This window comes from Acinetobacter sp. 40AMC3-4 (assembly GCF_049898185.1).
Classification (GTDB): domain Bacteria; phylum Pseudomonadota; class Gammaproteobacteria; order Pseudomonadales; family Moraxellaceae; genus Acinetobacter.
In genome coordinates this window covers 19,255-33,764 of record NZ_JAFCXG010000008.1, presented here as the reverse complement: position 1 = coordinate 33,764, position 14,510 = coordinate 19,255, and the positions used below count along the sequence as shown (strand labels likewise).

11 protein-coding genes, 1 pseudogene and 1 other annotated feature are annotated in these 14,510 nt (G+C 39.0%); of the genes and pseudogenes, 7 read left to right on the top strand and 5 right to left on the bottom strand.

Annotated elements, in window-relative coordinates; all coding sequences use genetic code 11:
* Position 1: 1 nt before the first annotated feature.
* Complete coding sequence (locus ACP7BU_RS10535) at positions 2-976, bottom strand: 2-oxoglutarate and iron-dependent oxygenase domain-containing protein (RefSeq protein WP_278357438.1); 975 nt, start codon at positions 974-976, stop codon at positions 2-4.
* Between the two features lie 306 nt (positions 977-1,282).
* Here ACP7BU_RS10535 and ACP7BU_RS10530 point away from each other — a divergent pair, with 306 nt between their 5' ends.
* Positions 1,283-2,215, top strand: a complete 933-nt coding sequence (locus ACP7BU_RS10530) for a LysR family transcriptional regulator (protein ID WP_000107470.1) — start codon at positions 1,283-1,285, stop codon at positions 2,213-2,215.
* Positions 2,216-2,285: 70 nt separating this feature from the next.
* Here ACP7BU_RS10530 and ACP7BU_RS10525 read toward each other — a convergent pair.
* The 3 genes and pseudogenes from ACP7BU_RS10525 to ACP7BU_RS10515 all read right to left on the bottom strand — a co-directional run bounded on the left by ACP7BU_RS10525 (position 2,286) and on the right by ACP7BU_RS10515 (position 5,462).
* Positions 2,286-3,373, bottom strand: a pseudogene (locus ACP7BU_RS10525) (BMP family ABC transporter substrate-binding protein).
* Positions 3,370-4,446, bottom strand: coding sequence for a hypothetical protein (locus ACP7BU_RS10520; RefSeq protein ID WP_000738084.1), 1,077 nt, complete (start codon positions 4,444-4,446; stop codon positions 3,370-3,372). The pseudogene ACP7BU_RS10525 and the gene ACP7BU_RS10520 overlap by 4 nt, the downstream one beginning before the upstream one ends.
* Positions 4,447-4,472: 26 nt before the next feature.
* The gene (locus ACP7BU_RS10515) at positions 4,473-5,462 is read right to left on the bottom strand and encodes a 2-oxoglutarate and iron-dependent oxygenase domain-containing protein (RefSeq protein ID WP_278357437.1); all 990 of its coding nucleotides are present in this window, start codon (positions 5,460-5,462) and stop codon (positions 4,473-4,475) included.
* Between the two features lie 344 nt (positions 5,463-5,806).
* Between ACP7BU_RS10515 and ACP7BU_RS10510 the strand changes: the two genes are divergently transcribed.
* Positions 5,807-6,862, top strand: coding sequence for a Rieske 2Fe-2S domain-containing protein (locus ACP7BU_RS10510; protein ID WP_425879910.1), 1,056 nt, complete (start codon positions 5,807-5,809; stop codon positions 6,860-6,862).
* 197 nt (positions 6,863-7,059) lie between these two features.
* Positions 7,060-7,293 carry a hypothetical protein gene (locus tag ACP7BU_RS10505; protein ID WP_005265709.1) on the top strand — a complete coding sequence of 78 codons (234 nt, stop codon included), beginning with the start codon at positions 7,060-7,062 and terminating at the stop codon, positions 7,291-7,293.
* A 1-nt stretch (position 7,294) separates the two neighbouring features.
* Here ACP7BU_RS10505 and ACP7BU_RS10500 read toward each other — a convergent pair.
* Positions 7,295-8,514 (bottom strand): IS3 family transposase gene (locus ACP7BU_RS10500; RefSeq protein WP_425879911.1). Its coding sequence is split into 2 segments (ribosomal slippage): positions 7,295-8,238 and positions 8,238-8,514, totalling 1,221 coding nucleotides; the frame shifts between segments, so codons are not numbered across the junction.
* Positions 8,123-8,239: a sequence feature (AL1L pseudoknot), on the bottom strand. It overlaps the preceding gene by 117 nt.
* Before the next feature lie 496 nt (positions 8,515-9,010).
* Between ACP7BU_RS10500 and ACP7BU_RS10495 the strand changes: the two genes are divergently transcribed.
* From ACP7BU_RS10495 to ACP7BU_RS10480, 4 genes are all read left to right on the top strand, one after another.
* Positions 9,011-9,364, top strand: a complete 354-nt coding sequence (locus ACP7BU_RS10495; protein WP_005103547.1) for a helix-turn-helix domain-containing protein — start codon at positions 9,011-9,013, stop codon at positions 9,362-9,364.
* A gap of 310 nt (positions 9,365-9,674) precedes the next feature.
* Positions 9,675-12,002, top strand: coding sequence for a type I restriction-modification system subunit M (locus ACP7BU_RS10490; protein ID WP_425879912.1), 2,328 nt, complete (start codon positions 9,675-9,677; stop codon positions 12,000-12,002).
* Entirely contained in the window at positions 12,002-13,375 is a 1,374-nt protein-coding gene (locus ACP7BU_RS10485) for a restriction endonuclease subunit S (RefSeq protein WP_425879913.1), read from the top strand. The genes ACP7BU_RS10490 and ACP7BU_RS10485 overlap by 1 nt, the downstream gene beginning before the upstream one ends.
* A 187-nt stretch (positions 13,376-13,562) precedes the next feature.
* Positions 13,563-14,480, top strand: coding sequence for an Abi family protein (locus ACP7BU_RS10480; RefSeq protein ID WP_425879914.1), 918 nt, complete (start codon positions 13,563-13,565; stop codon positions 14,478-14,480).
* Positions 14,481-14,510 lie beyond the last annotated feature (30 nt).

Below are 14,510 nucleotides of genomic sequence, written 5' to 3'. Positions count from 1 at the left end.
ATTAGATATATGTTTTTTTGAACATGTTACGATAATGCTGTTCAACACTGATTGGTGGATATAGCGGTTCTGAGTTTTCCTCCAAACACTCTCGAATGCATTCAATCTGATACTGGTGATTACCGCTGTAGAAGAATGGAACAGAATATCGTTCCCCACCTGAGATGTTGATGACGCGATGGAGGGTGGATCTATATGTATTGTTCGTCCACATAGAGATTAGGTCACCTAGGTTAACGACATAACTATCTTCAATAGGCTCTGCCCAAATCCATTGGTTTGTTGACTGATCCCATACTTGTAAACCACGATTATGGTCTTGAAGTAATAGAGTAAGCCCGCCGAAATCAGTATGTGCCCCGCAACCTTTTTCATTTGGTTGAGCATTAGCTGGTTGAGGGGGATAGTGTAATAAGCGTAAAGTGACTAAATCTGCATCCTTACAAAACTCTGTGAAATAGTCAGCTTCCAAGTTTAGAGATAATGCAATAGCACGCATGAGTCGTTCAGAGACTTTAATCAATTCAACTTGATATTCCTCCATTACCTCTTTAAATCCATCAATATCTGGCCATTGGTTTGGGCCTTGGTTAAAAGCTTTATGGATGACAACAGGATCTGAAGCTGAGCGTTCCTTCCCGATATAAAAGCCTTCCTTTATATCAGGCGGAGAATTAGGTTCAAGTGTTTGTGCTCTTAATGATTCATAGCCTCTATTTGCTTCAGAAAGCTCTTTGGACCACTGCTTTTTCTGTTCTGGGGGAAGACTAAAAAATAATTTGGAATATTCAAAAACCTTATCTTGTAATGCTTTAGAAACTCCATGTCCCGTAATGTAAAAAAAACCTTTATCTAAGCATGCTTTCCGAATATGTGAGGCAATGTTTTGGTGCGTTTGTATGTCATTATCCAAAAGTCCAGAAATATCGATGATGGGTATAGAGGTAATGTTTTGATTGTTTTCCAGCGCAGTCATGTAGCAATCTCTCAAAAATAATGTTTTCTTTTTTTATAAAATAATCATGAGACCGCATAGCAATGAATATCGAGCAAGCTGATGCCAAAAAGAGAGCTATTCTTAATTAATTAAATAAAAACAATTGCTTAAACTTTTTTAAATGAGTGGTGATGCTGAAAAAGCAACGGGATGCACTGAAAATAATGCTTTAGGTCCAAAAAATGGCTGCTACTTAATGGCAAGTTTTTTGCTTCTATTTCAATAGCTCATTCAAATTTATAAATGGATTGGGGCTTTAAAATTGGAATAGGATGTGATGTTAAAATGAGTACACGTGGTCTTCGCTTTCACTCAGCAGCAATTCATTATTTTGATGCTGTACGCCGGTGCGGTTCAATCAGGGAAGCAGCCAGACAATTAAATGTCGTATCTTCTGCTGTAAACAGGCAAATTTTAAAACTCGAAGATGAAGTTGGAGCACCATTATTCAATCGGGTGCCTTCGGGTATGGTACTTACTCATGCAGGTGAGTTATTTTCAAGACATATCAGTTTAGTATTGCGAGATACTAAGCGATTGCAGAATGAATTGGATGCACTGAAAGGGCTTTATAAAGGTCATGTAGAAATTGCGAGTGTTGAAACACTGGCAATTAATTTCCTGCCAGAGATTATTGAAAAATTCCAGGTCAAATATCCTAATGTAACTGTAGGGGTTACAATTTTAGGCTCAAAAGATATCCCTAATGAAATCATTGAAAATAGGGTGGATCTAGGCTTGGCTTTTGCCTTGCCAAAGCATAATGATTTGCACCAAATAGCAATATCCCATTTTAAATTAGGTGCAATTGTATCGACTGAGCATCCCTTGGCCTCTCAAAAGACGGTGTCATTCCATCAGTGCCTCGACTATGATGTGATTATGCCAAAACCTAATTTATCTATTTATCAACAGTTGGCGCCATTATTTGCGGGTGCACAACATGCTATTCCAAATTTTAAAATGCAAACGAGTTCTTTGGAATTAATGAAACAGTTAATACTCAGGAATAAGGGAATTGGTTTTCAGACATTCTTTGGGTTGGAAAATGAAATAATTAATAATCGCCTTCGCTATATTCCGCTTAATGATAACAATGGTATCTACTGTGATTTAGGTCTGTATGCACGTAAAGGGCATTATCTTTCCACAGCAACAGACGCTCTCTCCAGGCTTATTACAGATGAAATCCTACAAAGAGGCGAAGCTGGACAATAAACATAACCTGAAAAGTACAACTAAAAAGCTAAGCCCTTATCGAAATCCCTCAATAAAGGCTTAGCTTTGTTTATTTTGGATAAGCAGCATCCACGCCTTTAACGAAATAATTCATACTCATCAATTGCGTATTTGAGAGATGTTTACCTTTTCCCAAAAGTAATGTTCCATCTTGTTTGTAAAGTGGTCCACTAAACACAATATATTGACCGTTACGAATTTTATCTCGGACTGCCAAAACCTTCATTTTTTCATTGTTAGAGACCATTGGACCAAAACCTGCTATATCGATGGCACCTTCCTTGACACCATACCATGTCGATCCCGACTTCCATATTTTGTTATGCACTTGCTGCAAAACAGGAGTATAGATTTTTTCCCAATATAACACTGATGCAGCTAGGTGACCTTTAGGAGCAAACTTACTCATATCTGAGTTCCAGCCAAAGCCAAATTTCCCTTTTTCCTGAGCAGCTTTAACTACAGCGGGTGAGTTGGTGACTTGTGATAATATATCAGCATTTTGCGATATTAATGCAAGTGCAGCCTCATGCTCTTTTCCTGAATCAAACCAAGTGTTAATCCAGACTATCTTGGTCTTAATTTTTGGATTTACAGATTGAGCCCCAAGTGTATAGGCATTGATGTCTCTAATGACTTCAGGAATTGGGAATGGTGCTACAACACCCAAACATTACTTTTAGTCTTATAGCCTGCCAATACCCCTTGCAAGTAAGAGCCTTCATAGGTTCGGATATCATAGACTCCCACATTTTTTGCAGTTTTATATCCGTTCGCATGCATAAAAATGGTGTTCGGGAACTGTTTAGCTACCTTTTCAATGGCATTCATATACCCGAAGGTAGTAGCAAATATAACCTTATTTCCTTGTTGTGCGAGTCTCCGAAATGTACGTTCAGAGTCGGCATTATCTAGAATATTCTCGATATAAGAGGTCTTAAATTTACCCTGTAAGGACTTTTCTGCTTTCAGACGACCTATATCGTGTGAATAAGACCAACCATAATCGTTTTTATGAGCGACATAGACAAAAGCCGCTTGATCAGCGGCCAATGCTGGATTGGCCCCACTGATGAGTAAAAGTCCTAAAAGACTGGCATTTACGAAAATATTTTTTAAATTAAGTAGGTTATTCATGCTGATTCTCTTTGAAGAGTATCAGTTGAATTTTGTTTTGCCATAAATATTGCCAGTCGCTCCTCATAAATCTCACGAATATAATGGGCAACACTGCAACTGTCGGCAAACATGTTGTATTTCCAATTTAAACCATACGACTCTAAATTGATATTATCAACAGTCATAAGTTGAACTTTAGAATTTGGATTGTTCAAGTAGCTATCAATGATTTTACGAATGACTTCTTTGGTTGGTGCAAGCTTATATGCATGCCAGAAGTCTGTATGCCATTCACCTTCCGTAGGTTGATTAAATGGATACTGAATTCCTCGGCCAGGACGATTTGTTCCTAAGCCATTATATGGTCCTGTTTCAAATGCTAACCAGTTAACTGGATTATTCGGGACTGCAGGACGGATCTGCCCCCATGTAACTAAATTTCGATTCAGCCAATCATCTGCAAAACTATCATTATTAAAAGGATCTAACTTTCTGATAGCTTCAGGATCATCACGCATTTGTGATACAGCAAGCTCAATTTCATTTTCAATTTTAAAAATACAATGGCTGTAATCCATTGCAAACTCAAACGGCACACCTTCTTTTTCTATAAGATCTGCCACCGGAATTACTCGACGATAATCTTCAGACCAGTTATCAACGTGGCACTCTAAGGTAACCGTTATTCCTTTACTTTGAGCGTAGGTGTAGAAATCGATATAAGTTTTAGCAACTTCTTCGTTCGTTACATAATGACCATCTGCATGTTTTGCCCAAATCATCATGTTGTGGAATTTGGCCCCTACAGCGGCACTACGATTAATATCCTGTTTGAATGCTTCCTCATCCTTGCCAATGACATATAAGCCACAACCAGAATAAATAGGGATATTTGTTTTCTGACTTGCCTTGATGTAAGCATCTATTTGACTATCTTCAAGAGGGATACGATCCAGAAAATCAAAGACCTCCGCAGCTTTTAGCATTTCGAACTGTTCGAGAATAGTAGGCTCATTCAGGCTTACTGGTCGTTCTTTTGATGAGTTTTGAATGCCTAAACCAGCACAACCTAGAGGAAACATTTTTTTCATAATTTTGATACCAACTGTTGAATAAATTAAACGGCTTCTTTTTTCGATGCGTAAGTTTTTTGATACATATAGGCTAGGTACTCACCTACAGTCATTTCTTTAGGTTCAGCCTTAAATTGATCACCTAAATTTTGCAGCGTTTTGATTTTGTATTCGTAATCCAAGTCAAAGAAGGTTGGAACCGAATAACGTGAGACACCTGCTTTACTATTGAAAACACGGTGCATATTTGAGAGGTAGAGTCCATTAGTCATGAATTGGACTAAATCACCGAGGTTTACGATAAAAGTATCTGGTATGTGAGGTGCACGTATCCATTCACCCTCACTATTGCGTACTTCTAGTCCACCTACTTCATCTTGCAATAAGAGCGTCAGTAACCCCCAATCAGTGTGCGCACCGCACCCTAGCTGATTGTTTACAATTTTTTCAGATTGAGGAGGATAGTGAAGCATACGGGTAATAATGACAGTTTCATCATAGCCTGCCTCGAAGTAGTTTTCTTCAAGCCCAAGAGAAAGTGCCAATAGGCCAGCTAGATGCTTACCCAGTTTTAAAGTCTGTTGAATATAGGTTTCGGTCTGGGTCTTCATTTCAGGAAGATCTTCAAGCCACTGATTCTGCCCATGTTGTGGATAGCCTTTTTGGACATATGGGTGACTTGAATCTAGATTTTTCCCTGACATGAACCCTTCTTTTAAGTCAGGAGGAGAGCCTTCATCAAGTGTTTGAGCTGCCATTGGTTCATAACCACGAAGGCATTTGGAGTTTTTGAAATCAATTTCTAGTTTCTTTTCAATCGGAAGGTCAAAAAACTGTTTTGCAATGTCTAATTGTTTTTGGAGAACTTCAGAAGCGATACCATGATTTTTAATATAGAAGAAACCTGTTGTTCTGCATGCTTTATGGATTTCCCACGCAACAGATTTCCGGTTTTCCAGGTTATCGGAAAAACTGTCGCTTAAGTCGATTACTGGAATACTTTTAGCCGTAGAAGGTGGTGTGTATATCAACATTTTTGTGGCTCTTTGAACTTTGTTGTTATCAACTTAATGACAATTTAATTCCGTGCATAGCAGAGAATCTCGCTCAACTCGTTGCCAAAAAGGCAACACTAAATAAAGTCAGAGTAGTAATAGGAGTCCAAGTAATTCAGCATCAATTAAGAATTGTGATGAGTTATAAAATGCTAGTTATTCGTTAAGTTTAGATAAGAAGAACAATAATAAGAAAAGTGTTCTAAAAATTAGAAATACCATTCCTAAAGTCTTTAATAGACAGATAGAAAAGAAAAAGTCATGATGCAGCAATGCTAAGAAGTTTGAATTAATCAATAACTTATAAGAGGGGCAGCGCTAAAATGAATGCAATACCAGTTCTCAATTTATTCACTCAGCCACAATGTAGTCAATTTGACCCAAATGACTGGAATATTCTAGCGCAGCATTGGTATCCGGTAGTTCAAATCCAGGATGTAACGACTCAACCGCAGCAAGTTCAGCTTCTTGATGTCAAAATGGCTATTTATAAAACTGAAAGTGGAGAAATTCATCTGGTAAGAGATATCTGTCCACATCGAGGAGTGCCATTAAGTAAAGGATGGGTAGAAGGTGAAAATATTGTTTGTCCCTATCATGGGCTCAACTATAACGCACAAGGTAAGTGCGTAAAAATCCCTGCTCAACCAGAACTTACCCAAATTTCAGATCGGTTCACCTTAACTAAATTCCCTGTAGTTGAGAAATATGGACTAGTTTGGACCAGCTTATTTAGCCGTGATGAAAGTGAAGCTAATTTTCCAGTTCTTGAAACTTGGGATTCAGATGAACATCAATCAATACTCCCACCATTTGTTGATATAGCAGGTTCTAGTGGTCGTCAGCTTGAAGGTTTTATCGATGTGGCACATTTTGCCTGGGTGCATAACAAGGCATTCGCTGATCGTGATAATCCAGTAGTGCCAAAATATGAAACTGAAAGAACAGATTATGGACTTAAAACGATTTATATCTCTACAGTAAGTAACTTTCCTCATAGTTTGAGACATTTAGAGCCAGAGAATTTCTTATGGAAACGAGAATTTGATGTATATCCTCCATTCTCGGCAACACTTACTGTCTATTTTCCTAACGATGGGATTTTAAAAATTTTGAATGCTTGTTGTCCTGTTTCGCATAATCAAACCAGGCTATTTGTTCCGTTGACACGTAATTTTGATACGACGGGTGACCTACAGGCTGTATATGACTTCAATGCACAAATTTTTGCAGAGGATCAGGATATTGTTGAGAGTCAAAAACCGGAAGAACTTCCATTAGATGTTTCAATGGAGGCGCACTTTGCAGCAGACAAATCTTCAACGACATATAGACGGATATTGGCAGAATGGGGATTAAGTAAAAGATATGTGGTCTAGGGATATAAGATAACCTGATTCTCACGATTGGTTGAAATATAAGGGAAATAGTTTCCCTTATATTTTTAGAGATTGATTTCGCAGAAATACTAATATAAAAGTGACTAACCATTTATCGTAATTTCATTGTCTTAGCTTCTTCTAATTAATAAACTTGATTTTGTTACAATATCAAGTTTATACAGGGAGAGACATAGATGGTAAACCAGTATGGTGGAAGTAGAGAAGGGGCAGGACGTAAAGCTCTTTATGATGAACCTACAAAAGTTTTGCGTGTTCCAGAATCTCGTGTAGTTGAAATCAAGAACTATCTCGCAAACTCAAAGAAAGCCAAGTTCGACGATGTAGCTTCTATTACCTTGGTCAATCCAAGTACCGTTATGCATATCCCCTTGAACCGTACCGGGTTTGTCGGAGACTTTTTTATTTAAGTTAGGCCACCTGACCTAACGGGTTAATCTTATCATAGTACATTGCTTCAAACTCAAAAGGCGATACATAACCCAGTGCACTGTGTACACGCTTTTTATTTAACCAATCTACCCAGTTTAGTGTCGCAAGTTGTACATCTGCTAAACCTTGCCAATCTGCTTTTAAATATTCAATCACCTCTGTTTTGTATAAGCCATTCACCGTTTCAGCCAGAGCATTATCGTATGAATCACCAGTTGTACCGACTGATGCTCGTAAATTTGCAGCTTCTAAACGATTGGTATAGCGAATAGAAAGATATTGAACACCTCTATCGGAATGATGAATCACATTCTTTGGCATGCCTCGATCGTGCAATGCTTGCTCCAATGCATCGAGTACCATATCTGTATTCATCCGTGTAGATACTTTCCATCCAACAATTGCTCGTGAGAACACGTCAATAACAAATGCGGTATATACCCAGCCTGAATGAGTTTGAATATACGTAAAGTCACCCACCCATAGTTGGTTTGGATGATCAGCATTAAAATTACGTTTCACTAAATCATCTGCCCGTTTTTGGTCATCTCGGTTACGGGTGGTTTGTTTATTCTTACCACGCCAAACACCTTGTATACCTAGCTTTTGCATCAATCGAGCAACTGTACAACGTGCAATCACATAGCCTTCACGTTTCAGTTGTTGCCAGACCTTACGCACACCATACCGACCTGAACTTTCTTTCCAAATTCGCTTAATCTCCTCAGCATGCTGCAAGTCATGTAAATCTCGTTTCGCTCGATGTTCTGGATTTACTGTGAGATCTAAAGTCCGGTAATAGGTTGAAGCAGCGATCGGTAAAATCCTACAAATCGCCTCAACACCATATCGATCTTTATTGTTAAGGATAAAATCCACCATTATTTGTGTGGGCGGTCGAGCTCCGCCTGGGCGAAAAAAGCGGCTGCTTTACGTAGAATTTCATTGGCACGTTTTAATTCTTTAATTTCACGTTCCATTTGCTTCATTTTTTCTTGGTCAGATACCTGTTGTACTTTGGCGGGATTTTGTTGATCTAAGTATTTTTGATGCCAGGCACGAAGTGTTTCAGGAGTACAACCAATCTTAGGCGCAATTGCTGTGATTGCAGCCCAAGTAGAAGGATAATCTTTTTCAGATTCAATCAATAATTGAACCGCTCTTTCTCTAATTTCGGGGGTATAGTTTGGTTTTGTCATCGGGATAGTCTCTCAGAATATTGACTCTCCGACAAACCTGGTACGGTTCACTCCTTTTTTTTTTAATGTATATAGAGACATGCTTAAAAAGTTAATTTCAAAAAAAAGATCAAGAAAATGGTTATAAATGTGAGTGGTTTTTGATGAATTTGAATTCTTTTTAAACTAGGCTAAGGGTTTGCTTAGATAGATTTTTTTATTTAAGTTATTGATTCTTTGTTTTTGAATGTGACTGGTTTAACTGTGTTTTGTATTTTTCTTATTTTATTTATACGGAAGAGCGGCCAAGATTGAGTCCATCGGAAACTGATGATGGGACGTTCATTATGTTCAGTTTTAGCTAGGGTAAATGCGCATTTAGTTAGGCATAGATATTAACAAAGAACTGGCAACTAACATGAGAGCTGTGCCATATTTGGATCTAAAGATTTTGGTATTTTGACTAGATTTTTATATGACGGCGGCACAACACATAGCTAGATGAGGATAATAAATAATGAATTATTCCGAAAATGATAGTCCGATATATATTGCGTCAGTAATAGGTGAGCGCCTAAAACGCATCCGATTGAATCAAGATATGACACAAGCGGAGATTGCTAATAAAGCTTGGATTAGTCGGAGAGCTGTCCTTAATGCGGAGAAAGGCGACGTTCGACTAGTAGAGCTGATCGCTATTTTAGGTGCGCTCAATATGTTGGGTAATCTAGATCAATTGATACCTGAAGTATCATTTTCACCGATACAGTTGCTTAAGCTCAAAGGTAAAGTTCGCAAAAAAGCCTCAGGTAATAATAAACGAACTCAAAAACTGGTTATAAAGACCGCAAAGCCAGAATTAGATTGGTGATATACCTTCACGATAAAGAGCTTGATAGGTTTGAGGGAGTACCAAAATGGTATGGACAGACGTGAAGGGCTTACTAGAACAAACTTTTAATGATCGGTGTATTTTATATCAACCTTCAATCTGTCCCATTGCTCATTATTGAGCATAAAGCTAAAAATTTCTTTATTTTCAATAATACTTAAAAAACTCATAGGCATACTAATTAATATTCTTTTGTACAGTCTATCTCTAGCAAAACATGTTGTAAATCAGGCACAATCATCACTATAAATTTCAAGTTTTATAGCCTGAGCGCTAGCGGTATTTTTTAATGACAAATAATAATTTTTCACAAGTAGCAGCTTTTATCTGGTCGGTTGCCGATCTCCTGCGTGGTGACTTCAAACAATCGCAATATGGTCGTGTGATTTTACCGTTTACGCTGTTGCGCCGTTTAGAGTGTGTACTTGAAGCCAGTAAGGCAGATGTATTGGCAGCCAATGAAAAAGTGAAACTCATGCCACTGCCAGAAGAAGCCAAAGAAAAAATGCTGCTGAAGGCAACCAATGGCCTGTCATTTTTTAATACCTCCGAGCTGGATTTAGGCAGCCTAGGTCAAAAAGATATTCGTTCAAACCTCAATACTTATATTCAAAACTTCTCCAAAGATGCACGTGAAATCTTTGAACACTTCAAGTTCGATGAATTTATTGGTCTCCTGGATGATGCCAACTTGCTTTACAAAGTCGTTCAATATTTTTCAGACCCTAAAATTGATCTCAGCCCAAAAAATATATCTAACCATGAAATGGGCTTAGTGTTTGAAGAGCTGATCCGCCGTTTTGCCGAAGGTTCAAATGAAACTGCAGGGGAACACTTTACCCCACGTGACATCGTTCGTTTAACCACAGGTCTGGTATTCAGTAAGGATGATGATGTGCTGAGTGGTGACGGTATTATTCGGACCATTTACGATCCTACGGCGGGTACGGGTGGATTTTTATCATCAGGTTCGGAATATGTCTATGAGCATAATCCAGATGCGGTGATGCGCGTTTTTGGTCAGGAGTTAAACCCTGAGTCTTATGCGATCTGTAAAGCAGACATGCTGATTAAAGGTCAGGACGTGCGTAATATCAAACTGGGTAATACGCTGTCCAATGACCAGTTGGCCTATGAGAAGTTTGACTACATGCTATCGAATCCGCCATTTGGGGTGGACTGGAAGAAGATCGAATCAGATATTAAAGACGAGCATGAGCAAAAAGGCTTTGAAGGTCGTTTTGGTGCAGGCTTGCCACGTGTATCTGATGGTTCATTGCTGTTCCTGATGCATCTGATTAGCAAGATGCGTAATAAAGACGACAGCACGGCGCAAGGCAGTCGTATTGGTATTATTTTGAATGGTTCGCCGTTGTTTACAGGTAGTGCGGGCAGTGGTGAAAGTGAAATCCGCCGTTATATTTTAGAAGCAGATTTGTTGGAAGCGATTATCGCGCTACCCACCGATATGTTCTATAACACCGGTATTGCGACGTATGTTTGGGTACTCAGCAATAAAAAAGAGACTCAACGTAAGGGCAAAGTACAGCTGATTGATGGTAGTAACCTGTACAGCAAAATGCGTAAGTCGCTTGGCTCTAAGCGTAATGAAATGGGCGAAGATGATATCGCAATGATTACCCGCAGTTATGGTGACTTTGAAGTGACGGATGCACGTGAACTGGATAAACCTACAGAGGTTAAATCTAATCGTGGTCGTCAATCGGCTAATCCTAAAAATGAAGCTGCTAAAACCTTTTCTAGCAAAATCTTTAATAGCTACGAGTTTGGCTACCGCCGTGTGACCATTGAGCGTCCATTGCGTTTATCTGCTCAGGTGAGTGATGCTGCTGTAGCATCCTTACGTTTTGCACCGAAGCCATTTAATGCGGTGATGCAAAAGCTGTATGAGCAATACGGCGCAACATGGACAGCAGACAGTTATGGTCAATTGACTGAGTATGAAGCCGAGATTCGTGCGCTGATTAAAGCTGAATTTAGCGAACTGAAAGAAAAAGACATTAAGACTGTACTTGAGCCAAAATTATGGTTAGAACAACGCACCTTATTGACTAAAACCCAAGCCTTACAAGCCAAAATTGGCACGGCGCAATGTGATGACTTTAATGCTTTTGATGATGTGCTGAAACAAGCCTGTAAAGATGCCAATGTCAAACTTGAGAGCAAAGAGAAGAAGCAATTTATTGATGCGATCACTTGGAAGAATGCGGATGCTGAGCCTGTCATCAATAAAGTATTAAAGATCAAAGTTAATCCTTTATATGGTCAGTTTGCTTATAAAGGAAAAGTGGTTGAATTTGTGCAGGATGGTGATTTACGTGATGCGGAAAACATTGCCCTTGACCCAAGCCAAAGCACCACCGATTTAATCGAGTCTTACTTTAAGCGTGAAGTGCAACCGCATGTGCCTGATGCGTGGATTAATGCCGATAAGCGTGATGCGCAAGATGGTGAAATTGGTATTGTGGGTTATGAGATTCCGTTTAACCGTCATTTTTATGTATATGAACCGCCACGTGATTTAAGCGAGATTGATGCGGATTTGGATGCGGTCAGCCGTGAAATTATGGCACTTCTGCAAGAGGTACATTCTTAATGGCAAAGTATCAGAAATATGCTGAGTATCAAGATTCAGGCTTAGAATGGCTAGGTAGTATTCCTAGCCATTGGGAAGTATGGAAATTAAATCATTTTGCACCAATTATTACATGTGGTGTTGCTGCTACTCCTGAATATAAAAATGAGGGTATTCCGTTTTTATCAGCGCAAAATGTCAAAAAGAAAAAAGTTGATTTGACTAAAGGCTATAAATTTATATCCCAAGAAAAACACAATGAACTTACACGTAATAGAAAACCACAAAAAGGTGACATTCTCTTAAGCCGAGTGGGTACTATTGGTGAAGGCTGTATTATTGATGTTGATTTTGAATTTTCTATCTTTGTAAGTTTGACTCACCTACGACTAATCCAACTGGTTTGTGTAAACGAGTTTTTTATTTATTTAACTGAATCAAGTTATGTCAAAGCCTTGCATGGAGCAGTTACGTTAGTAGGTGGAGGAGTTGGAAACCTAAATGTTAATGATTTGAGAGAGTATTTATTGCCGATACCTCAATTGTCTGAGCAACAAAGCATAGTTAATTTCCTCGACCATGAAACCGCAAAAATTGACACTTTAATTGCTAAACAAGAAAAGCTGATTGAACTGCTTAAAGAAAAGCGTCAAGCGGTGATTAGTCATGCGGTGACCAAAGGTTTAAATCCTGATGTCGCAATGAAAGATTCAGGTGTGGAATGGTTAGGGCAAGTGCCTGAGCATTGGACGGTAAAACCCAATAAATATCTTTTGGATTTCGTTACGAGTGGATCTCGTGGTTGGGCACAATTTTACGCTGATACAGGTTCATTATTTTTCCGTATAGCCAATTTAACAAGAGATACGATTGAACCTAAATTAGAATCTTTGCAGTTTGTTGAACCTCCTCAAGGTAGTGAAGGAGAAAGATCCAAAATTAAGATTGGTGATTTGCTGATTTCCATTACGGCTGATTTAGGTTCTGTTTGTGTGGCTGATTCATCTATACAAAATGGTTATGTTAGTCAGCATGTTGCATTATGTAGACCACAAAAGTTATATAACTCTAGATGGCTAGCATATTACATTTTATCTGATTCCGCTAAAGAGCAGCTTTTAGGTTCAGGTTATGGCGGAACTAAGATTCAATTAAGCTTGGAAGATATTAAAGAACTTGTTATTGCTGTCCCTCCAAAGGAGGAGCAAATATTAATTGCTAACTATATTGATGAAAAATTAAATCAGTTTGAACATCTCATTAAACAAGCCAATAAATTGGTAATGACTTTACAAGAACGCCGTACAGCCCTTATTTCATCTGCGGTGACAGGCAAGATAGACGTTCGCAATTGGCAATATCCCAATGAGGCGAAAACGGAGTTAAGCGCGTGAGTATGTTGAGCTGGCTCAAACCAATGCGGACTCCAGTGGATACAAAAAATCATTGCATAAATAATTGCAATGATTCACTATATGCTCAACAACACCCGACAAGGCTAGGCAAGCAATTGCATCCTCAAACTGTCGGGTTACTTGTTTCTGGAGCCCTAAAAAATATAACAATCAGGGCAAGCCATCTATGAAATCTTTTAACAAGCCTGCCAAAACCTTTGCTGAACAAATTGAGCTATTAAAAGCGCGTGGTATGCAATTTGCCAATGAGCAAGATGCACAATTTTACCTAGAGCAAATCAATTATTATCGCTTAGGTGCCTATTGGCTTCCGTTTGAATACACCCATTCACCACATTGCTTTAAACCAGAGACCAGTTTTGAACAGGTGTTAGCGCTGTATGTATTTGATCGTGAATTAAGGTTACTCATCCTGGATGCCATAGAACGCCTGGAAGTTGCCGTTCGTACCCGTTTTGCCTATGAATTGGCACATCGGCATGGTTGTCACGCCTATCTGCAAGGCCAGTACTTTAAACCCGCCTTTAGGTGGCACAGCTTACTCGAATCACTGAAAACTGAAGTGTCCCGCGCAGATGAAGTCTTTATAGAACACTATAAACGTACCTATGATGAGCCTGAATTACCACCGATTTGGGCAACCTGCGAAGTCATGAGTTTTGGGCAACTGTCCAAATGGTATCAGCTCTTGGCACCGATTCAGACACGTAAAGCCATTTCCAGTCATTTTGATTGCGATGAAAAACAGTTTGAAGGCTTATTACAGCATTTTGTCTACTTAAGAAATACCTGTGCCCATCATTCAAGACTATGGAACCGCAAATTTACCAAAACCATTGCCAAGCCGCGCAGTAAGCCGATGGGGCTTCGGGTGCAATGCAATTTTGAAAATACCAACGCAGCAGATCGAAAAATTTATAATAGTCTGGTATTTCTACTCTATTTCATGGACAAAATCGCCCCGCAGCATACATGGCGTAAACGTCTGGTTGATCTGCTTTTGACACATCACAACATATCAAAAACAGCGATGGGCTTCCCAGAAGATTGGCAAAGCCATCCTATTTGGCACATAGAACAGTAATAAAGAAATTTGAGTATTGAAGGGGCGGGG